Raw genomic sequence first — 20,829 nt, forward strand, 5'->3', positions numbered from 1 at the left:
TTTAAATTGTTGGGATGGACTCTTGCGAGTTCATCCCTTTTTATTAACCGGCACTTTGCGAAAAAAGCGCCAACGCCGTATAATCGGTGTAATCAAGAGAAAGAAATGGAGACACTCAAATGGTTCAATCGCTTAATACAAAGGTTGATATGGTTGTTGACGGTAATTCGCATTTAGGCTTGACCGATTATGGAAAAATTATGATTGGTGATCATGGTTTTGAATTTTATGATAATCGTAATGCCAAAAATTATATTCAGATTCCTTGGGATGAGGTCGATCGGGTGATTGTGTCGGTCATGTTTAAGGGCCGCTGGATTCCACGTTATGGTTTTCGAACTAAGAAGAACGGGACTTATACGTTTTCTTCGAAAACGCCGCGGAAGGTCTTGCGAGCGGTTCGTAAACATGTTGAACCAGACCATATCGTGCGTTCGTTGTCATTTTTCGATGTTATGAAACGGGTTATTACCGGTAGAAATCGTAATAAGTATTTGAAGTAAGCGAACTATCAGTAATCAGGTGGTGCTAGTGCAGGCGTTTGGGGAGAATCCCAAGCGTCTTTTTTGGTTGCTAAGGCGACGAGTGGTTAGTCACGGAAATATAAATAGTGTGTTGATACACTGTGTGTTAAGATAAGGACTAACTGAGTGTGTCAATACACTTGAGATTGTAACGGGTATTCAATAAAGAAGGAGTGGCCCAGTTGACCAGAAAAGCACGAATTTATGAGTATGTTTGTGAGTATGGGGATACTGATGGCGTGACGACTGAAATGGTAGCTAATGCGTTGGCACTAGCGCGGTCGAATGTCAGCAAAGAATTGAATACATTAGTACGTGAAGGCGACCTATATAAGTTGTCCGGGCGGCCGGTACGCTATGCAGTAAGTGCGGTAACTGCGACAACTGCGGCTTCAACTGTGACTACGCCAGCACCGCCAGTTGGGACGACGGCGACAGCGACGCAAGTGCGACCACCGGCAGCGCCGACGACCAAGGCGGTTCGACCAGCCGATGTTTTTGCTAGCATGATTGGTGCGCATGCCAGCTTGGAGAATCAAGTTGAACAGGCTAAAGCGGCCATTTTATATCCACCACGGGGGCTGAATACACTAGTGATTGGGCCAACCGGGTCCGGGAAAACGTATTTTGCCAATGTGATGTATCAGTTTGCTGAAACGCAACACGTGCTGACGAATCCGCAAGGGTTGATTACGTTTAACTGTGCCGATTATGCGCATAATCCAGAATTATTAATGTCGCATTTGTTTGGTTATGTCAAGGGCGCCTTTACAGGAGCAAATGAAGACAAGGATGGCTTAATTCAAGAGGCGGATGGCGGCATGCTCTTCTTGGATGAAGTCCATCGGTTACCTCCAGAAGGGCAAGAAATGATCTTTTACTTTATGGATCATGGGACGTATTCACGTCTGGGGGAAACGGCAAAAGATCATCATGCCAACGTGCGCCTCGTCTGTGCGACAACGGAAGACCCCGAGAGTGCCCTACTGCAGACCTTTGTGCGGCGGATTCCAATTACGATTCAGTTGCCAGCATTTAATCATCGTTCAGCGGCGGAACGGCTTGATTTATTAAAAGCCTTATTATCACTGGAAGCTAACCGCATTAATAAACAGATTCGGTTAACGGAGGATGTGGTGCAGGCGTTACTAGGATCAGTTACTTTTGGGAATGTTGGTCAATTGAAATCCAATATTCAGCTGGTGTGTGCCCAAGGTTTTGTTAATAGTATTGAAAACGATACTGAAATTGAAATTACGATGGATGACCTGCCACAAAATATTCGGAATGGCTTAATGACGGTCGCATCTAATCGGCATGAACTCGGCGCAATTTCAGAATTGCTGGATCCCTATTTGATTGTTAAACCAAACGATGGTCCAATGCCCATTCGCAATAAGAATGATAATTATGAATTACCTTATAATTTATATGAAATCATTGGCGATAAAGCCTCATTGCTACGGCGTGAAGGCCTCGATAAGGAACATATTAATCGGTTTATTACGACTGATATTAATTTACATTTAAAATCATTTTATAAACAAACCCAGATGAATATTGCCCCTGAAAATAAGTTAGCCGAAATTGTCGATCAAGATGTGATTGATTTTACCAAAATGGCGCAAACGACGATTCAAGAAATGTTAGGCTATAATTTTAAAGATAATTTTATTTATGCGGTGAGTTTGCATATTAGTTCATTCATCAAACGGATTCAAGCGGGTAAGCCGATGCGGCAGATGAGTCAAGAGATGTTGGCAATGGTCAAAGAATATCCAGCCGAAATCAAAGCTGCGCAAGTGCTGAAACAAAGTTTGGATGATCATTATCATTTGCCGATTCCCCAATCAGAAGTGTATTACTTAGCTATTTTACTTATTTCGCTAAAATCCATGCAACTAAACGGTAAGGTCGGCGTTTTGGTGGCTGCGCATGGGATGAGTACGGCGTCCTCAATGGCGCAAGTCGTTGGTCAACTGTTAGATGATTATGATGTCGGTGCCTTTGATATGCCGCTAGATATGGACCCAAGCGTTGCCTATGAACATGTTAGGACCCAAGTACAAGGACTGGATGCCGGTAATGGCGTCCTCATGTTGGTTGATATGGGGTCACTGGCAACTTTTGGCAAGCGCATCCAGGCGGATACCGACATTGAAATCCGGACGATTGATATGGTGACGACGCCGGTTGTTTTAGAAGCTGTGCGGAAGGCGAGTCTGATTGACAGCAATTTAGATACGATTTATCACGAATTGGTTGGGTTTAAAGGTTATTCACGAATTTCACGGAACTTACCAGTCGCACCAGTTACACCAACCGTTGACGCACCGGTTACAACGAGTGATCAACGGGCGATCATTGCGATTTGTGCGACCGGAGTGGGTACTGCTGAACGGATTAAGACCATTTTAGATAGTCTATTGGCCCAAAATTTTGTTGAGGGAATTACGGTATTCCCCATCTCAGTGGTCAATATGCAAGCACGGCTCACTCAAATTAGTCAGACGTATCAAATTATTGCGGCGACTGGGATTACCAAGCCAGACTTAGATGTGCCGTTTATTTCGTTGGAAGAATTATTACAAGGTGGGGGCGAGAAGTTTATCGACCAGTTAACGACCGGCCTTGATGCGCCGCAAACAAAATTAACCGATGCACGGGCCTTAACGCCAGCCTTATGTGAACAGTATTTGGGTGATTACTTTACTTTTTTGAATCCGCATAAGTTAACGCCTATTTTATGGGCTTACAGTGAGCTGATTAATCAAAATTTAGTGGTGCCAATGACCAATGCTTTTCGCATTGATTTGATCATGCATTTAGCTGGGGCACTAGAACGAACAGCCATTAAAGACGCAATCACGGCACCAGCAGAGGAATTACCAAGGATTACTGCTTCAAAATGGTATCCAGTTGTGCAACAAGCGGATCAACAGTTAACAGATCAACTCCAATTGACTTTTTCAGCCGCAGAAAATTATTATATCGTGCAACTGTTAGAAAATCATCAAGCCGAGTTGATACACTAAGTGGCATGTTTTTTGCATGTATCTTAATAAGAGAAGTTAATCAAAAGGAGGCTGTTTAGATGCTAGCATTTGTTGTTGTCAGTCACGGTGAATTTGCCGAAGGGGTCGTGAAATCATCATATATGATTTTCGGCCAACAAGAAAAAGTTCAAACCGTCACTTTTCAGTTGGATGAAGGTCCAGAAGACTTAGCTAAAAAACTAGATGCGGCGATTGCCACATTCGATGCGACGGACCAAGTGTTGTTCTTAGTTGATTTGTGGGGGGGCTCACCTTTCAATGCGGCGAGCCAAATTGTGGCCGAACACACTGACCGCATGGGACTTGTCACTGGGTTGAATTTACCGATGTTAATTGAAGGCTATACAGTACGGGATAAGCCGCTAGATGCAGTCATTGCTCATTTAGAAGAGACCGGCAAGATTGGCATTAAACATTTAACGTTGCTCCAAGATGACGGCGAAGCTGAGCAGTCATGACCATGGATATTCGACTGGCCCGAATTGATAGTCGGTTATTACATGGACAAGTGGCGACCGTTTGGACCAAAAGTGTTGCGCCTAATCGAATCTTAGTCGTGTCAGATGTGGTGGCGCAAGATAACCTACGCAAGATGCTAATTGTGCAGGCTGCGCCACCAGGGGTTAAGGCCAATGTGATTACGGTCGATAAGATGATTGAGATTTATCAAAATACCTTATTCGATACAGTTAAACCGTTAATTTTGACCGACACGCCACAAAATATGGCGCGGTTAGTTGCGGGGGGCTTGGATGTGAGTCACGTGGGCGTCGATATTGGCAGCTTAGCCTATTCTGCTGGCATGGTGATGGTGACAAATGCGATTGCGGTTGGGCATGCTGAAGCCGCTGCCTTATATCAATTAAAGGCGGCTGGCGTTGCAATTTTTGCTCAGAAAGTGCCCACAGATAAAAAAGTTGATTTGATACCATTATTGGCAAAAAATGGTTTTGAAACTAGTCCGAATCTGGAATAAGATTTAGTGAGTTTGGGAAACCAAGCTCTTTTTTTACCGGTGGCATGGTTAAATTTGATGACAGTTGTCTTAGGATTTGACTAAAATTAAGGGACAACCTTTGACCGCGGGGCTTTTATTGATAAAATTATAGCCAGAAGCTTTAATCGAAATAAGTTGGGGGTCAGCAGATGACAATATATACGAAAATTACCGCGGCAGGGCAGTACGTCCCTAAACGCGTGGTTGATAATGATGAATTAGCACAAATTATGGCAACTAATGACGATTGGATTCAATCGCATACCGGGATTCAAACACGACATTTTGCGATGGCTGATGAAAATACGTCTACATTAGCAACGCAAGTAGCCCAACAATTACTTGATCAACAACATTTGGCAGCCAGTGCGATTGATTTAATTATCGTCACGACGATTACACCGGATGCATTGACCCCGGCAACAGCTTGTTTGGTGCAGGCCAATATTGGTGCGGCGCACGCGTTTGCCTTTGACATGAGTGCCGCCTGTGCTGGTTTTACCTTTGGGGTTGCGACGGCAGATAAATTTATTCGTAGTGGTCAATACCAAAATGTGATGGTCATCAGTGCTGAAGTTAATTCGAAGATGATGGATTTTAAGGATCGGACTGCGGCAGTATTCTTTGGTGATGGTGCTGGTGGGGTGCTCTTACAAGCGACCACTGATCCAGCTGAAAATAGTATCTTGGCGGAAAAGCTACAGACGCAAGGCAATGCGACTGTGATTCATTCTGGTCGGGTAAAGCCCATCACCACTATTGCTGCTAGTAATTATCCCCAAACGGATGCGTTCTATCAAGCTGGCCGCGAGGTTTTCCAATTTGCGACCACGGTTGTCCCACAACAAATGCAAGCTTTATTGGAGACGGCCCAGGTTGCTCCAACTGACTTACAGTATGTGATTTGTCATCAAGCTAATCTGCGCATCATCGAACAAATTGCGGCTAAATTAGCTTTACCCATGACCAAATTTCCACATAATGTTGAAAAGTTTGGCAATACGTCTTCAGCGGGAGTTGCGATGGCTTTAGCCGACGTCTATGCCACGATGACTGGCCCCGTCTTATTGACTGCTTTTGGGGGCGGCCTCGCATATGGCTCAATTTTAATCAAAAAATAGGAGGATGACCCACATGGCATTAAAAGATTTAGATCGATTAGTCGAAAAATATGCACAGCAGGGCTATCAGCATATCCGCGTTAAGGCGGGCGATTTAGAGATTGAAGTCACTAAGCCGGCTCCTGAGGCAGTTGCTACCAAAGTTCCAGTCTCAGCACCGACCAATGTGGCGGCGACAACGATCACCAGTCCGATGGTTGGGGTGGTCCATTTAGCCACGGATTTAGCAGTGGGCCAGACGATTACAGCGGGGCAAGAACTAGGTCAAATCGAAAGTATGAAGCTTTTTAATCCGTTGACGAGTCCTGCGGCTGGAACCTTAACGGCCATTTTGATTGCAGATGAAGCCTCAGTAGAATTTGAACAACCGCTATTTAAGATGCGAAAGGATCGGTAAGTATGTTTCGCAAGCTGCTAATTGCTAATCGCGGTGAAATCGCCGTGCGGCTTATCAAGGCCTGTCGACAACTTAATATTCAGACCGTGGCGGTGTGCTCAACAGTGGACCGTCAGGCTTGGTATACCCAATTAGCGGATGAAGTTGTCTGTATTGGACCAGCGGCGGCTACCGGGTCGTATTTGAATGCAGAGGCCATCTTGATGGCGGCCATCAATACACACGCCGATGCGATTCATCCTGGGTATGGGTTCTTAGCAGAAAATGCTGACTTTGCCGCCATGTGTCAAGAATGTGGGATTACTTGGGTTGGCCCCAGTGCTGCTCAGATTCGGCTAATGGGCGACAAGTCATTAGCAAAAACGTATGCCCAAAAGCAACAGGTTCCCGTCCTAGCTGGGCAGTCCATTCAAGGGCTAACTTGGCCCAAAATTAAGCAAGCGGCGTTAACGATTGGTTTTCCGCTAGTCTTAAAAGCGAGCCATGGTGGTGGTGGCAAGGGTATTCGGGTACTGCAAACGATGGCTGACTTACATCAGCAACTGCGCGTGGCACGCCAAGAAGCCGCCGCCGCTTTCTTGAATGATGCGATGTATTTAGAGCATTATCTGCCAACCGCACGGCACATTGAGGTCCAAGTGCTGGGGACTGGTGATCAGCTTTTGGTGTTAGGTGATCGAGATTGTAGTTTACAGTTACATAAACAAAAAGTGTTAGAAGAAAGTCCAGCTAGTTGTTTAACCGCAGCGCAACGACAAACGTTATATCAGTTATCGCGGCAATTATTGGCGCAATCGCATTATCAAAGCTTAGGGACCATCGAATATTTATTTGCAGCGGGACAATTTTATTTCATGGAAATGAATACTCGGCTACAAGTCGAACATGGCGTGACTGAATTAACGACGGGCATTGATATTGTCCAAGCACAGCTCAAACAAGCGGCGGGGGTGTCCTTACATTTACCAGTGACAACCACAAAAAAAGTGGCAATTGAAGCGCGTTTAACGGCAGTCCTGCCAGTAGAACAGACGGTGATTTCACAGTTTGACTGGCCGACTTATGCCCGGGTTGATACGGGGTATCGAGCGGGTGATCACTTGGTCACTATGTATGACGGTTTGATTGCTAAGTTAATGGTAACGGGACCAACGCGGGCGGCTGCAGTGGCCCGGTTACAAACCGCATTGGCAGCAGTCCGATTAGTCGGTCCGGCAACCAATCTCGCCTTTTTACAGCAAACGGTAGCCCGATCGGCTTACCAACAAGATCAGTTTTCAATTCATAGTCTAGCGCAATGGGAGGCCGAACAATGAGCCATTATCCAAAAAAAGGGATTTGGACTGCTTGTCCGGCTTGTGGCCGGCATGTGCATGCAAGTCAGTGGGGGCGCTGGCAGCAGTGTCCTTATTGTCAACATTGGCAGCGATTAACAGCAACCGAACGGATTGATCAGTTGGTAGATCCCGGAAGTTTTGAACCATTAACAATGCCAGAACAAGCACATAATCAGTTGGCATTTCCGAATTATGATCAAAAATTAGCCCATGCCCGGCAAATGACTGGCCTGACTGAAGCCGTAATTACTGGCACAGCAACTTTTGACCATTGGCCCAGTCTGTTAGCTGTCATGGACAGTCATTTTATGATGGGAACGTTAAATACGGTTGTGACGCAACGGTTAATTACAGCGCTACAAGTTGCACGTCAACGACAACTGCCCGTGATTATTGTGACGGCTTCCGGTGGGGCTCGGATGCAAGAGGGGCTATATGCGTTAGTCGGGATGAATTTAATCTTGGCAGAGTTAGCACGGCTGGCACAAGCGACACTACCCTTGATTACAGTTTTGACTGATCCGACGATGGGCGGTGTCTCAGCGAGCTTTGGATTTAAAGGTGACGTCGTGTTAGCGGAGGCTGACGCTAAGATTGGGTTTGCCGGTGCCCGAGTGATTCAACAGACAATGCCAATCACGTTACCGTCTGATTTTCAGTCCGCAACAAGCTTAGAAGCACACGGTATGTTAGATGACGTCGTCTTACGACCAGCCTTACGAGCAAAATTAATCGACGTGTTAGCAAGTTATGCGTGCCAAGGAGGGGATCAACGTGGATGATCGGTTACAACGATTACGGGCAGCGGATCGCATTAGTGCGCCTACGGTAATTAAAGCGTTGTTACCCATATTTACGGCCCAGCGTGGAGATCGTGTCCTTGGTACCGATGCCGCTTTAACGGCTGGTTTTGGCCGGACTGCAACGCAGCAAGGATTGGCCGTTTTGGGGGTTGATCGGGGGTCAGACTTAGCCAGTCGACGTCAAAAAAATGGTGGCGCCTTAACTGTGTCTGGCTATCGAACAGCTTTACGAGTGGTTCAACATGCTGAAAAGTTTAAGTTGCCAGTCGTGAGCCTGATTAACATGCCCGGTGCGGATGCGAGTCCCCAATCAGAACGTTATGGACAAAGCCAAGCGATTGCAGATTTGATTGCTGCGATGGGGCAGTTAACGGTCCCCAATCTGGTGGTATTCTTAGGTGAAGGCCATAGTGGCGGGGCATTAGGCTTTGCGAATGCCAACCGCATACTAATGTTAGATGACAGTCTATTCAATGTGGCGTCGCCGGAAGCGGTGATGGCAATCTTACATGGCCAACAGACGGTAAGTACTGCGATTGACTTGTTGCCAATGACTGCGCCCGAGCTTAAACGCCGGGGCTTGGTGGATCAAGTGATTCCGCATGGACAACCTGACTTAGTAGCGGCGATTGTAGTAGCGATTACGACTACGTTAGTCACGTTACGGCCATTACCCGCCACGACAATCGTCACGCAGCGCGAAGCCAAATTTCAACAATTTATTGCACAATGGGCCTTAGATTAGGCGCACAAAAAGAGCTGCTTTACCCGCATGATTCAGGGGGTGAGCAGCTCTTATTAGATGTTACGGTTAATACTGACCGGTCGTTGCAGGAGTGTAACTGTTGGTCGTTTGCGTGTCTTGAGTCTCATTGGTCGTCGTCGTACTGTCAGTAGTTGTCGTTGTTGAACTGGTGCTACTACCAGTCGTGGCTGTGGTTTCGAAGTCACTGACCGTTAAGTCACTAGTTGTTAACTGCAATTGCGTCCGAATCCGCTTAGAAGCTTTATACCGTGCAGTCGCTGAAGCAACTTGATAGGAAAGACCATCAATGGTTGAATCCGTTCCTTGTAGGGTGTAAGTCTTCGCATGATGGGTGGCGTTCTTGTACTTCGTATCGAGGGCAACCATATCATTCCAAGTTAAATCAGTACGCATATTTTTAGCAAGATGCTTCGTGATTTTTTCAATGTTAGTTAAGGAGCCCAACGAATTTGATTGACTGACCATCGCCATAATAATTTGCCGTTGCCGTTTTTGACGCCCATAGTCACCTAAAGGATCATCATAACGCATCCGTGAGTAGTCCAAGGCTGCGGCACCGTTCAGCTTGATTTTAACGCCCTTTTTAACGTTGGCATTGCCATACTTGAAGGTCATAGTTGGCGTAACGGTCACACCGCCCATGGCCGTGATAATCTGTTTTAAGCCGCCCATGTTAATCAAGACGTAAAAATCAATTGGGAATTTTAGCAACTTTTGAACGGACTTAACGGCCCCACTGGCACCGCCAATCGTGTAAGCCGCATTGATCTTTTGCGACTGACCATTAATTGTCACTAAGGTGTCCCGTGGAATACTGGTTAAGGTCATGGTTTTCTTTTTGGGATTAATCGTGGCGACAATCATCGTGTCGGTTCGAGTCGAAAAATTAGAACCACGCCCCAAAGCACCAGTATCGGTTCCCAATAATAGGATTGAGAACGGTTTACCTTGTTTTAAAACGGCCGCAACGTTCCGTGATTTAGTCGTGCCAGTTGATTGATAAGTCGTATCCATGGTATTTTTAGCAGCATTCCAGGTTTTATACCCCCAAGCCGCTGCGCCAGCAACAATGAAGATTAATACAATTAACACGACCACTAACCAAGGATGATGTTTACGAGCCTTGATATGCGAATTTTGTTGCCGCCGTCGCCGTTGACGGGGGCCCAGTGGATCTTGATTATTTTCTGACATATAAGTTCCTCATTAATTTCGTATTTTCACTAGCTCTATTTTATGCTGTTTATTAAGTTATTGTTCCAAAAGATGGTTGATTTAAGAAGATTTTAACAATCATTGGTCAGGCTAGTGAACCTAATCAACCGGAACACAATTATAGAATACTATAAGTAAAATTATGACTATAGTCAAACGTTTTCGGCTATAAACCAACTTCAAGTAGGCTAAAAACAGTGGTATACTGAAATAATTCTCATTGAATTTTTATTTTACTAGGAGGGTTAGGGGCATGCAGATTTTTTTACATAGTATTCAAGGCGTTGTGATTATCATTGTCATGATTGCGGTGGGTTATCTGTTGGCAACTTGGGGCTGGTTTAATGATGACTCCACGAAACTAGTGGCGCGGTTAGTGACGCAAATTGCGTTACCTGCGTACATGATTGCCACCATCACGAAAGATTTTACGGCGCATAAATTATTAGCGACCTTACCGGGATTGCGGTTTCCAATTCTAAATATGGCGATTTTGTTTGGGCTATCCTTTGGGGTCATGCGCGCCCTCAATATCCGTAAGTCGCATCGCGGGCTATTTTCGTCGATGTTTTTAAATTCGAATACCGTTTTTATTGGCTTACCTATTAATGAAGCGTTATTTGGCAATAGTGCGTTACCGTATGTGTTGGTGTATTACATGGCGAACACGACGATTTTTTGGACGTTGGGTGTCTATCTTATTCAACGTGATGGGGTGCAGGCGACCAAGTTTGATTGGAAGCAGACCGTGCAAAAAATCTTTTCACCACCTTTGCTGGGCTTTATGATTGGGGTCGTCTTAGTGTTGTTACGACTACAGTTACCAGACTTTTTGATGCAAGACTTCACATATATCGGTGGGATGACGGTGCCATTATCAATGATCTTTATTGGAATTTCGATGGCTAATGCAGGGCTGAGTAGCATGCGCTTAAATCGAGATAGCATCGGGATTCTATTGGGGCGGTTTATTTTTGCCCCCGTCTTAATGACGTTAATGTTGATGCCGATGGCGTTACCAGTAGAAATGAAACAAGTTTTCATTTTACAATCGGCGATGCCAGTCATGACGAACGCACCAGTGGTCGCCAAGCTCTATGGGGCAGATGCGGATTATGCTGCGGTAATGGTGACAGAAACGACGTTATTGAGCTTAATTGTGATTCCAATTTTGATGTTTGTGGTGCAGTCCAATCTAATTAGCTGATTTGAAAACTAAATGAAAAGGGTGCTATACTGAGTAACGTTAACCATTAAATTTTTATTAAGAAGGAAGCGAACGTTTCGTGAAGAAAGCATATCTTTACATTGCAATTTCGACGTTGATGTTTAGCTCGATGGAGATTGCCCTAAAGATGGCCGGTAGTGCCTTTAATCCGATTCAACTAAATTTAATTCGTTTTTTTATTGGGGCCGTTATTTTATTGCCATTTGCCCTAACTGCATTGAAGCAAGCTGGTCGTAAGTTGGTGGGCGCTGATTGGCGCTTATTCGCTTTGACTGGGTTTGTCTGTGTGATCGTTAGTATGTCGTTATATCAATTGGCGATTACGGTCGATCAGGCGTCAACCGTTGCCGTCCTTTTTAGCTGTAATCCGGTCTTTGCCTTACTCTTTTCATACTTGATTTTGCATGAACGGTTAGGCCGAGCCAATTTGATTTCGGTCGTTATTTCGGTGATTGGGTTACTAATTATTGTTAACCCCACTCATTTAACGAATGGTCTCGGCTTGGTATTAGCGATTGGGTCAGCGATTACTTTCGGGTTGTACAGTATTGTTTCGCGGTATGGTTCCGTTAAGCGCGGCTTGAATGGGCTGACGATGACCTGTTTTACCTTTTTTGCTGGCGCTTTTGAATTATTAATAATTGCTTGGTTGACTAAAATCCCAGTGATTGCTGGTGGACTTAAGGCCGTGGGGTTACGACAATTTGCGGCGATTCCTATTTTGGTCAACGTTAATATGACTTATTTCTGGCTATTATTCTTTATTGGGGTTTGTGTGACCGGAGGCGGCTTTGCCTTTTACTTCTTGGCCATGGAACAAACGGATGTTTCAACAGCTTCGCTAGTGTTCTTCATTAAACCTGGCTTGGCCCCAATTTTAGCAGCCTTAATTTTACAAGAAAAAATCTTGCCGACCACGATTGTAGGGATTGTTGTTATCTTGATTGGTTCGGTGGTCACCTTTGTTGGGAATCGCTTCCGGGAACGGGATAGTGCGATGCTTGATGATGGGACTACTGAAGATCAAGCTGAAAAGTCAGGCTCACAGACGACGGCGGTCTCTAATTCAAAAGATTAATTTACGGGTATTAACCTAAAATTGGCAGTCATTCTTTTTTTGAGAATGACTGCCAATTTTTTGGTTAAGTGGATCAAGCTGACTTTTGCTCCCCGCGAGCGACTTGCACTTCAACCTAAAAATCGATTATGATAAGAGTATTGAAGGTTACAGGTGGCGAGAGATAATGACAGAATTGGTAATTGTACGACATGGTGAGAGTACGGCTAATCGTGATAATACTTATACTGGTTGGAGTGATGTACCCTTAACGCCAGTAGGAATCGCTCAGGCCCGTCAAGCTGGGCAACGGATACAAGTGGCAGACATCCAATTTGAAGCAGTGCATACGTCGGTTTTACAGCGGGCCATTGTCACGGCAAACTTGATTTTGGCAGAGATTAACCAGCTTTGGTTACCAGAATATAAGTCATGGCGTTTGAATGAACGGCATTATGGCGCATTACGGGGACAAAATAAAGATACAACGCGGCAACTTTATGGTAAGGCGCAAGTCCAACAGTGGCGCCGGAGTTTTTATACGGTGCCACCGTTATTAGCACCCAGTCAATTGAGTCATGACCGGCGTTATACGACTAATGGTCCGGCCGTTGAACCGCAAGCTGAAAGTCTACAGATGGCTTATGAGCGGATTATGCCCTACTGGATTGATCAGGTGGCGCCACGGTTGTTAGCGGGTAAAAATCAGTTAATCGTAGCCCATGGTAGTACGTTACGGGCCTTAATCAAATATTTAGAACATATTAGTGATACTGGGATTGATGGTGTCGAAGTAGCTAATGGTGTGCCTATTTGCTATCAATTAGACGACCGACTGAACATTGTGAATAAGACTGAATTGAGCTAAAAGCCTGGGGTGGTCGTGACCCTGGCTTTTTTTTGTCTAAAATTAGCTTTTTAGCTCGCTTAACTAAGTCCCGTTTAAAAGTGGGGTTAGTTGTGTTTGCATGTAGGCCTCGTTAGAATGGGGTGTGAGTTGTGCACAACTCGTTGGCTGAGCTAATTTTTGGGAGGAAAACTAATGACTAAATCTGATTATGATTTTGACGTTTTATACCTTGGTAGTGGTCACGGTACTTTTGATGGGGCCATTCCATTAGCTGCTAAGGGGGTTCGAGTCGCCGTCGTTGAAGCGGGCTTAATTGGAGGAACCTGTCCTAATCGTGGTTGTAATGCCAAGATTACGTTGGATGCCCCCGTCGCATTACAACGACAACTAGCTGCGCTAAAACCAGTTCTAACAGGGACCACTAAGATTGACTGGACGGCTAATATGGCGCATAAAAAGGCCGTTATTGATGGCTTACCCGCTGCAATTGGTGGGCTATTGACCAATAGTGGCGTGCACCTGATTCAAGGCCGGGGGACGTTAGTTGATGCCCATACAGTGAAAGTGGGGTCACAAACGTGTACGGCTGAAAACATTGTTTTGGCAACGGGACTACGGTCGCACCAGTTAAATATTCCTGGGGCTGACTTATTACATGACAGTACGGACTTTTTGAGCTTAACGAAGTTACCCGCACAATTAACCATTATTGGTGGCGGCTATATTGCGTTAGAATTTGCAACAATTGCCCAAGCTGCAGGAAGTGCAGTTACCTTGGTCTTGCGTGGTAAGCAAGCCTTACGCCATTTTTATCAGCCTTATGTTGAACAGCTCTTACAACAGTTAACACTTAAGGGTGTTAAAATCTATCGTGAAACGGTAGTGACGGCGGTTAAAGCGGTTGGTGATCAGTGCCAAGTTGAGACGGATACGCAATCTGCCTGGTCAACGGATTGGATCTTAGATGCGACGGGCCGGATACCAAATGTTGAAAATCTGGGCTTGGAAAAAGTCGGTGTCACTTATAATGCTAAGGGCATCGTGGTTAATGATCATTTACAAACTAGTGTCCCTAATATTTATGCCTCGGGAGATGTGATTGATAAAATACAACCACGCTTAACACCGACTGCCATTTTTGAATCCACGTATTTGATGCATACGTTTGCTGGTGAAACGACGGCACCAATTGATTATCCAGCTATTCCAACGGTGGTCTTTACATCACCAAGATTGGCACAGGTTGGGGTCACTGCCGCGACTGCCTTAGCGCACCCTGATCAATATCGCGTGGTTACCCATCACGTTCCTGATGATTGGTATCGCCAAGTGGGGCAAGAAACCACCGGCGATAACTGTTTGATCTTTGATCAAGACCAACATTTAGTTGGGGCGACTGAAGTCAGTGATCAAGCGGCGGATGTGATTGATACGTTGCTCCCAGCGATTACGTTTAAGTATGGTCCCGCGCAATTTGAACGGCTCGTTCATTTATTCCCAACGATTTCAGCTTCAGCTTGGGGTCAACTTTAAAATTTAAGCCACGTTTCGGTACCATTGCGGGTAAAAGCAAAATAGTCGCTTCAAGAATTAGTTGTGAAACTTCTTGAAGTGACTATTTTTTTGACCAAATCTCGTTTGGTGATATTGTGTTTTAACTTAAGCTAAGGCGCCCATTGGATCCCAAGGGGCCAAAACAGTTGGTTCTTCAGCTTGTGCCGCTTTCAAATCAGCCGTTAAGAATTGTTTGTTAACGACGACTTGGTAGCAATATTCATCGAGCCAAGCATCGCTCATAACGAAGAAGCCCTTGGTCCCAACTTTATCGCCCCAGCTATTTTCAACCTTCCATTTGGTTGGTTGACCATTCACTAGGTCGACACCGGTAATGACCATGGCATGAGTCATTAAGCTTTCACCATAATCGAGCCGTTCAGCTTTTGACATGGCTAAATCGACGTCGAATAATTCATCTTTACGATAAACATCGGTTGCCATAATGCCTTTTTGCCGGTCAGAAGATTGACCAACATCACAACCGAACCAGACACTTTGTCCAGCTTGTAATTGCTTGATTGCTAATTGCTTGAAGTCAGCCATTGAAACGTTCAAATGCTTAACCGCACGTCCGCCTAAGACATTCCCTAACATTTCGATAGTGTAGGTGTGGTTGTATGGCTTGTCGTCAGTTGGGGCATTGATGATTGAAACGTAATCATCTAAGTTCCAGCCAATGTATTTTTTGAAGAAGCTTTGAGGTGTTAGCCCTTGATCAATGTGATAGTTTTTATCATCATCGCGGTATTCCCAGTCAAACTCAGTCACGGGTTCGCCAAAGGCAATCGCTAGCATCCGATAAACTTCGTTCAACATCTTTTCCTTACGATCTTGGATCGCAGTCGCACTTGTTTTAGCAGCGACTAATTCGCGCAATTCAACGGCATCTTTACGGAGCTTTAAGTTAAGGGTGCTATTGATTTCAGCGGATTTAGAACTGTTATAAGTTTCAGGCATGACACTCTTAGGCACGATACCGTACTTTTGAATAATGGCAACTAACATGTCCCATTGCCCACCATCTTGTTGTGGTGTCGTCATTAACCAAGCAACTTTACGGCTACTAGTTGGTTCAGTGGCGGTCGCTAAGACATTTTCATAGAAGTAGTTGGCTTTTTCGAATTTGTCCCAGAAGAAGGTATAGTTTTGCGATAATTCAAAATCCTTTAATTTGAATTGGTCAGCCAAGGCGTGGCGCATCGTATTCAATGCGGCAAACATCCAGCAACGCCCACTTTGTTTTTGGTTGGCAACGCTCCCGGTATCCAAATCAATTGAGAAGACGGGGGTCGTTTGACTCATGGCTTGAATATCTTGGCTACTAGCCAAAATCCCATTCTTAGTGACACTACGTTCGATGACTTTGGCATCGGCTCGTTGATCTAAATCGGCTTGAAAATTAGCGATTTGATCCATACTAATTGCTTTACTCAAAAAATCACGCTCCTTTAATCTGTTTCTAATTGTAGCGGTTTAATGGCTCACCGGCAAGTGATTCGGTCAGTAAAAATTAAGGCCGGACGTTAATGACTTCCGGACCAGCGGCATGGCCGACAATGACGGTATTGACCATGTCTAGAAACAGCCCATGTTCAACCACACCTACCATGTGGATTAAGTCATCGGCGAGTGCGTGAGGGTCTGTAATCGGGTCGATTTGTAAGTCAATGAGATAATTATTAGAATCGGTGCGAACAAATTCACCATTAACTTTACGGAAAACAGGATGATAGCCGCGTGCTGCCATTTTTTCGAAGACGTGTTGACTGCCATAAGGGATAACTTCAACGGGTAACCCAAAGGCGCCCAATTGGTCGACTAATTTGCTTTCGTCAACGATCCACATGACTTTGTCGGAATTAATGGCCACAATTTTTTCAAATAATAGTGCGGCGCCGCCACCTTTGATACCTTGATAAGTCGTAGAAATTTCGTCTGCGCCATCAATCGTGAGGTCGAGGTGATCGACTTCATCCACGGATTTCATCGGAATGCCTAAGCTTTTGGCTTGTTCTGCCGTGCGGTTAGAGGTTGAGACGCCAACAATGTTGAGATGTTCGGCTTTAATACGAGCACCAAGGGCATCAACCATGAATTTAACGGTTGAACCGGTGCCTAAGCCCACTTGCATGCCATCTTGAACGGCAGCTGCGGCTTTTCGACCGACGAGTTGTTTCAATTGATCTTGTGTCATTTGCGGGACTCCTTTGTATAAAATCACTGATTTTTAAAATGCGGTAAGTTAGGGTTGAACTAAACAGTCGGCGTATTCAGGATGTCGGTCGAAGAAGGCTTTGGCATATGGACATAATGGCTGCAGCTGTTTGTGTGACTCCCGAGCGGCGTCAATCACAGCTAAAGTCAGTTGAGCAGCGAGACCTTGATGACCAAAATCATCACGCACGAAAGTATGTTCAATGACCCAAGTTTGGTCTTGATTAATGGCAGGAAAAGTAATTTCGCCAGCGAGTTGTCCCTGCTGGTCGTTAAAGTAAAAACGATGTGGTTCACGGATGAATTCCATTGCTATCACCACCTTGTAAAGGGTTTTATAACTTAAGGTAATTAAACCGATAAATGCCTGTTTTGTCAACGATACTCTGGCTGAAAGTATGGTAAAATGTGAACACTATCATTAATTACAGAAAGCAGGCGTTTTAAGATGGCACGTGGATTTAAAATTGTTCAAAAATATGCAACCCAAGACTTACGGTTGCCTTACCGCACCACAAAAAAAGCTGCTGGGTATGATTTTGAAGCCGCAGTTGATTTTAAGCTACCTTCAATTTGGAAACTAAACTTTATTAAAGTGCTTTGGCAGTTACGTCATGGTACCCCTAGTTCAACTGCCGACTTGGCTGCAGCGACTAAGACGCTAAAACCGTTTTTAGTGCCAACTGGGATCAAGGCTTACATGAATGATGACGAATACTTACTTTTAGCCAATCGGTCCAGTAATCCGTTAAAGCGCGGGCTGATTTTGCCAAACGGTATTGGTGTCATTGATGCCGATTATTATGATAATCCGAATAATGAAGGCGAAATCTTTATTCAACTGATCAACTTCGGTATTCAAGATGTTCAGATAAAAAAGGGTGAACGGCTGGCACAGGGGATTTTCACGCCTTATTTAACGGCAACTGATGAGACAACGGTTCAGACAACGCGAACTGGTGGTTTTGGGTCGAGCGGTAAATAGCTAAAAAAGAGTTAAAACAAGGTAAATTGACGGTTTTCAGCGTTATTAATGGTAAAATAAAAGTTATCTGGGTTTAATCATTAGTTTAACGGTTGGATTGGAGGAAACGAGTTAGTGGCAAAAGTTAAAACACAGTTTGTTTGTTCCAATTGTGGGTATTCCACGCCGCGGTATTTGGGGCGTTGCCCCAACTGTGGCGAATGGAACACGTTAGTTGAAGAACATGTTGATAAGCAACCTGATCGTAAGTCACGTGTGAGTTTTGCTGGAAAAACAGCTAAACCGCAACGACTAAAGGAAGTTTCACTGACTAAGACCCCCCGAGTTAAGACCAAGTTAAATGAGTTTAACCGGGTCTTAGGTGGCGGGGTAGTTCCTGGCTCACTCGTCTTAATCGGGGGTGATCCGGGGATTGGTAAATCCACCTTGCTGTTACAAGTTTCAGGTCAGCTTGCCGATACTGGTGGCTCAGTGCTTTACGTTACGGGTGAAGAAAGTGCCTCACAAGTCAAGATGCGTGCGGATCGGTTAAAGGTTGAAAGCGAAGACTTTTACCTCTATCCCGAAACGGATATGGCTAATATTCGGGCGACTATTGAAGCAACTAATCCGCAATATGTCATCATTGATTCCGTTCAGACCATGCAAGAACCTGATGTGCAATCAGCGATTGGGTCGGTTGCGCAGATTCGTGAAATCACGGCTGAATTACTACAAATTGCGAAGACCAACGGCATTACTATTTTTATCGTTGGGCACGTGACTAAAGGTGGCGCCATTGCTGGGCCGAAGATTCTGGAACATATGGTGGATACCGTCTTGTACTTTGAAGGGGACTTACACCATACGTACCGGATTTTAAGGGCCGTTAAGAATCGGTTTGGGTCAACGAATGAGCTGGGGATTTTTGAGATGCGGACAGCGGGGTTATTTGAAGTCGCCAATCCTTCTGAAATCTTCTTAGAAGAACGCTTAAAGGATGCGACGGGTTCGGCAATTGTTGTTTCGATGGAAGGGACTCGGCCCATCTTGGTGGAAGTGCAAGCGTTAGTGACACCAACGGTTTTTGGTAATGCCAAGCGGACGGCCAGTGGGTTAGATCATAATCGTGTTTCGTTGATTATGGCGGTCCTCGAAAAACGAGCGAGTTTGATGTTACAAAATCAAGATGCTTACCTCAAGGCGGCTGGTGGCGTAAAATTAGATGAACCAGCGATTGACTTAGCGATTGCCGTGAGCGTCGCTTCCAGTTATCGCGATCAGCAAACCCGTCCAAGTGATTGTTTTGTGGGTGAAGTGGGGCTAACTGGGGAAATTCGCCGGGTTAATCGGATTGAACAACGGGTTGGTGAAGCCACCAAGTTAGGGTTCAAACGAATCTTTATTCCGAAGAATAATCTGCAAGGCTGGGATATTCCTAAAGGAATTGATGTGATTGGCGTTGCCACACTAAAAGAAGCGTTACAATTAGCATTACAACAGCCAAATTAAATAACAAAGGGGCTGACGCCATGAAGAAGTTAACGGTACGACTCGTATTCGTGATAGTCGGTGGGACGTTAGGGTTAACTTACCTACCGTTTCTATGGGCCACGATTTGGTCGCAACCAAATCCATTATTAAATAATCTTTTTACTAATTTTTTGCTCGGGGCACTATTTTTGTGGGTGTTGTCATTATTCTTAGCGAATGCAGCAGTCAAATTAGTGGACCGGGTCGAGAAAAACTTGTCCAAACAAAACCCGATGACCTTATTATTCGGGAGCGTTGGGTTCATTATTGGGTTACTGATCGCGGTTCTGATTTCGCAATTATTCAATCGTAGTCCATTATTCTTATTGAACACGGTCGTCCCAATAATTTTGATGCTGTTTTTTGGGTACATTGGGGCACGTGTTGGGACCACCCGAATTGATGAATGGCGGAAGGTCTTTAATTTCAAACGGCGTGAAAAAGAAACGTCACCTGAGATTACGGATGCGCAACCTGATCAAAATTATCATCATTATAAAATTTTGGATACCAATATTTTAATTGATGGTCGGATTTATGATTTAGTGAAGACTGGCTTTCTGGAAGGAACGCTATTAGTGCCTAACTTTGTGTTGTACGAGTTACAATACATCGCGGATTCAGCGGATAGCATCAAACGAGTTCGTGGTCGGCGCGGCTTAGATATTTTGAATAAGCTACAAAGTGACCACATTATTCCAGTTGAAATGTATAAGGGTGATTTTGAAGATATCCCTGAAGTTGACACTAAATTAATTCAGTTGGCTAAAAAAGTGAACGGGGTCATTGTGACTAATGACTATAATCTCAACAAAGTCATTGAATTTCAAAATGTGCAGGTGCTTAATATCAACCAGCTTGCTAAATCCTTGAAACCACGGGTGATTCCGGGTGAAGAGATGACGGTCATGGTCGTTAAAAATGGTAGTGAACGGCAACAAGGGGTTGGCTATCTAGATGATGGGACCATGATTGTGGTCGAAGACGGTAAGTTCTACATCAATGAAAAGGTTGATGTGGTAGTTACGAGTGCCTTACAAACAGACGCTGGGCGGATGATTTTTGCCCGGTTGGCACATGCTAATCGTGGTATTTCAGCCAAGTCAGATAGTGATAAGGGGCATAGTAAGCCGTCTCATGAACGGTCGACGACTAATCAGCGGCATAAGTCGACGAAATCCTAGGCAAAACTTTATTTTTAAGGATAAAC

The 20,829-nt window shown here is 44.8% G+C and carries 20 protein-coding genes; 16 read left to right on the forward strand and 4 right to left on the reverse strand.

The window, feature by feature from the left end; all coding sequences use genetic code 11:
* Positions 1-119: 119 nt before the first annotated feature.
* The 9 genes from C5Z26_RS10110 to accA all read left to right on the forward strand — a co-directional run bounded on the left by C5Z26_RS10110 (position 120) and on the right by accA (position 8,980).
* On the forward strand, positions 120-503 hold the full coding sequence (locus C5Z26_RS10110; RefSeq protein WP_105449828.1) for a DUF956 family protein: 384 nt from the start codon (positions 120-122) through the stop codon (positions 501-503).
* Between the two features lie 203 nt (positions 504-706).
* The gene (locus tag C5Z26_RS10115) at positions 707-3,559 is read left to right on the forward strand and encodes a sigma-54-dependent transcriptional regulator (protein WP_105449829.1); all 2,853 of its coding nucleotides are present in this window, start codon (positions 707-709) and stop codon (positions 3,557-3,559) included.
* 59 nt (positions 3,560-3,618) lie between these two features.
* Positions 3,619-4,038, forward strand: a complete 420-nt coding sequence (locus C5Z26_RS10120) for a PTS sugar transporter subunit IIA (protein WP_105449830.1) — start codon at positions 3,619-3,621, stop codon at positions 4,036-4,038.
* Positions 4,035-4,556, forward strand: a complete 522-nt coding sequence (locus C5Z26_RS10125) for a PTS sugar transporter subunit IIB (RefSeq protein ID WP_105449831.1) — start codon at positions 4,035-4,037, stop codon at positions 4,554-4,556. Before C5Z26_RS10120 ends, C5Z26_RS10125 begins: the two co-directional genes overlap by 4 nt.
* A 170-nt stretch (positions 4,557-4,726) precedes the next feature.
* Complete coding sequence (locus C5Z26_RS10130; RefSeq protein WP_105449832.1) at positions 4,727-5,698, forward strand: beta-ketoacyl-ACP synthase III; 972 nt, start codon at positions 4,727-4,729, stop codon at positions 5,696-5,698.
* A gap of 13 nt (positions 5,699-5,711) precedes the next feature.
* Entirely contained in the window at positions 5,712-6,095 is a 384-nt protein-coding gene (locus C5Z26_RS10135; RefSeq protein ID WP_105449833.1) for an acetyl-CoA carboxylase biotin carboxyl carrier protein, read from the forward strand.
* Between the two features lie 2 nt (positions 6,096-6,097).
* A complete protein-coding gene (locus C5Z26_RS10140) occupies positions 6,098-7,411 on the forward strand; it encodes an acetyl-CoA carboxylase biotin carboxylase subunit (protein ID WP_105449834.1) in 1,314 nt (437 codons plus the stop codon).
* Positions 7,408-8,214, forward strand: a complete 807-nt coding sequence (locus C5Z26_RS10145) for an acetyl-CoA carboxylase carboxyltransferase subunit beta (protein ID WP_105449835.1) — start codon at positions 7,408-7,410, stop codon at positions 8,212-8,214. Before C5Z26_RS10140 ends, C5Z26_RS10145 begins: the two co-directional genes overlap by 4 nt.
* Positions 8,207-8,980, forward strand: coding sequence for a carboxyltransferase subunit alpha (gene accA / locus C5Z26_RS10150; RefSeq protein ID WP_105449836.1), 774 nt, complete (start codon positions 8,207-8,209; stop codon positions 8,978-8,980). Before C5Z26_RS10145 ends, accA begins: the two co-directional genes overlap by 8 nt.
* A gap of 66 nt (positions 8,981-9,046) precedes the next feature.
* Here accA and C5Z26_RS10155 read toward each other — a convergent pair whose 3' ends face one another.
* Complete coding sequence (locus C5Z26_RS10155; RefSeq protein ID WP_105449837.1) at positions 9,047-10,195, reverse strand: LCP family protein; 1,149 nt, start codon at positions 10,193-10,195, stop codon at positions 9,047-9,049.
* 274 nt (positions 10,196-10,469) lie between these two features.
* Between C5Z26_RS10155 and C5Z26_RS10160 the strand changes: the two genes are divergently transcribed.
* The 4 genes from C5Z26_RS10160 (at position 10,470) to C5Z26_RS10175 (ending at position 14,884) form a co-directional block, all read left to right on the forward strand.
* A complete protein-coding gene (locus C5Z26_RS10160; protein WP_105449838.1) occupies positions 10,470-11,423 on the forward strand; it encodes an AEC family transporter in 954 nt (317 codons plus the stop codon).
* 79 nt (positions 11,424-11,502) lie between these two features.
* Positions 11,503-12,522, forward strand: coding sequence for a DMT family transporter (locus C5Z26_RS10165; RefSeq protein ID WP_234005677.1), 1,020 nt, complete (start codon positions 11,503-11,505; stop codon positions 12,520-12,522).
* A gap of 166 nt (positions 12,523-12,688) precedes the next feature.
* Positions 12,689-13,369 carry a 2,3-bisphosphoglycerate-dependent phosphoglycerate mutase gene (locus C5Z26_RS10170; RefSeq protein WP_105449839.1) on the forward strand — a complete coding sequence of 227 codons (681 nt, stop codon included), beginning with the start codon at positions 12,689-12,691 and terminating at the stop codon, positions 13,367-13,369.
* Positions 13,370-13,543: 174 nt separating this feature from the next.
* Entirely contained in the window at positions 13,544-14,884 is a 1,341-nt protein-coding gene (locus C5Z26_RS10175; protein ID WP_105449840.1) for a dihydrolipoyl dehydrogenase family protein, read from the forward strand.
* Positions 14,885-15,010: 126 nt separating this feature from the next.
* On the opposite strand, the gene C5Z26_RS10180 is transcribed toward C5Z26_RS10175, so the two are convergent.
* From C5Z26_RS10180 to C5Z26_RS10190, 3 genes are all read right to left on the reverse strand, one after another.
* Positions 15,011-16,342, reverse strand: a complete 1,332-nt coding sequence (locus tag C5Z26_RS10180) for a C1 family peptidase (protein ID WP_105449841.1) — start codon at positions 16,340-16,342, stop codon at positions 15,011-15,013.
* A gap of 76 nt (positions 16,343-16,418) precedes the next feature.
* Positions 16,419-17,102 carry a ribose-5-phosphate isomerase RpiA gene (gene rpiA, locus C5Z26_RS10185; RefSeq protein ID WP_105449842.1) on the reverse strand — a complete coding sequence of 228 codons (684 nt, stop codon included), beginning with the start codon at positions 17,100-17,102 and terminating at the stop codon, positions 16,419-16,421.
* Between the two features lie 48 nt (positions 17,103-17,150).
* Entirely contained in the window at positions 17,151-17,432 is a 282-nt protein-coding gene (locus C5Z26_RS10190; protein ID WP_105449843.1) for a GNAT family N-acetyltransferase, read from the reverse strand.
* 138 nt (positions 17,433-17,570) lie between these two features.
* Here C5Z26_RS10190 and C5Z26_RS10195 point away from each other — a divergent pair, with 138 nt between their 5' ends.
* From C5Z26_RS10195 to C5Z26_RS10205, 3 genes are all read left to right on the forward strand, one after another.
* Positions 17,571-18,107, forward strand: coding sequence for a dCTP deaminase/dUTPase family protein (locus tag C5Z26_RS10195; protein ID WP_105449844.1), 537 nt, complete (start codon positions 17,571-17,573; stop codon positions 18,105-18,107).
* 114 nt (positions 18,108-18,221) lie between these two features.
* On the forward strand, positions 18,222-19,598 hold the full coding sequence (gene radA / locus C5Z26_RS10200) for a DNA repair protein RadA (protein ID WP_105449845.1): 1,377 nt from the start codon (positions 18,222-18,224) through the stop codon (positions 19,596-19,598).
* 20 nt (positions 19,599-19,618) lie between these two features.
* Positions 19,619-20,803 carry a PIN/TRAM domain-containing protein gene (locus tag C5Z26_RS10205; protein ID WP_199774966.1) on the forward strand — a complete coding sequence of 395 codons (1,185 nt, stop codon included), beginning with the start codon at positions 19,619-19,621 and terminating at the stop codon, positions 20,801-20,803.
* Positions 20,804-20,829: the final 26 nt, after the last annotated feature.

The sequence above is a fragment of the Lactobacillus sp. CBA3606 genome (genome assembly GCF_002970935.1).
Classification (GTDB): domain Bacteria; phylum Bacillota; class Bacilli; order Lactobacillales; family Lactobacillaceae; genus Lactiplantibacillus.

What these genes read in the sequence shown, in the direction of transcription:
- C5Z26_RS10110 (WP_105449828.1), top strand. Translation starts at nt 120, where the DNA reads ATGGTTCAATCGCTTAATACAAAGGTTGATATGGTTGTTGACGGTAAT.
- C5Z26_RS10120 (WP_105449830.1), top strand. Translation starts at nt 3,619, where the DNA reads ATGCTAGCATTTGTTGTTGTCAGTCACGGTGAATTTGCCGAAGGGGTC.
- C5Z26_RS10125 (WP_105449831.1), top strand. Translation starts at nt 4,035, where the DNA reads ATGACCATGGATATTCGACTGGCCCGAATTGATAGTCGGTTATTACAT.
- C5Z26_RS10130 (WP_105449832.1), top strand. Translation starts at nt 4,727, where the DNA reads ATGACAATATATACGAAAATTACCGCGGCAGGGCAGTACGTCCCTAAA.
- C5Z26_RS10135 (WP_105449833.1), top strand. Translation starts at nt 5,712, where the DNA reads ATGGCATTAAAAGATTTAGATCGATTAGTCGAAAAATATGCACAGCAG.
- C5Z26_RS10140 (WP_105449834.1), top strand. Translation starts at nt 6,098, where the DNA reads ATGTTTCGCAAGCTGCTAATTGCTAATCGCGGTGAAATCGCCGTGCGG.
- C5Z26_RS10145 (WP_105449835.1), top strand. Translation starts at nt 7,408, where the DNA reads ATGAGCCATTATCCAAAAAAAGGGATTTGGACTGCTTGTCCGGCTTGT.
- C5Z26_RS10155 (WP_105449837.1), bottom strand. Translation starts at nt 10,195, where the DNA reads ATGTCAGAAAATAATCAAGATCCACTGGGCCCCCGTCAACGGCGACGG.
- C5Z26_RS10160 (WP_105449838.1), top strand. Translation starts at nt 10,470, where the DNA reads ATGCAGATTTTTTTACATAGTATTCAAGGCGTTGTGATTATCATTGTC.
- C5Z26_RS10170 (WP_105449839.1), top strand. Translation starts at nt 12,689, where the DNA reads ATGACAGAATTGGTAATTGTACGACATGGTGAGAGTACGGCTAATCGT.
- C5Z26_RS10175 (WP_105449840.1), top strand. Translation starts at nt 13,544, where the DNA reads ATGACTAAATCTGATTATGATTTTGACGTTTTATACCTTGGTAGTGGT.
- rpiA (WP_105449842.1), bottom strand. Translation starts at nt 17,102, where the DNA reads ATGACACAAGATCAATTGAAACAACTCGTCGGTCGAAAAGCCGCAGCT.
- C5Z26_RS10190 (WP_105449843.1), bottom strand. Translation starts at nt 17,432, where the DNA reads ATGGAATTCATCCGTGAACCACATCGTTTTTACTTTAACGACCAGCAG.
- C5Z26_RS10195 (WP_105449844.1), top strand. Translation starts at nt 17,571, where the DNA reads ATGGCACGTGGATTTAAAATTGTTCAAAAATATGCAACCCAAGACTTA.
- C5Z26_RS10205 (WP_199774966.1), top strand. Translation starts at nt 19,619, where the DNA reads ATGAAGAAGTTAACGGTACGACTCGTATTCGTGATAGTCGGTGGGACG.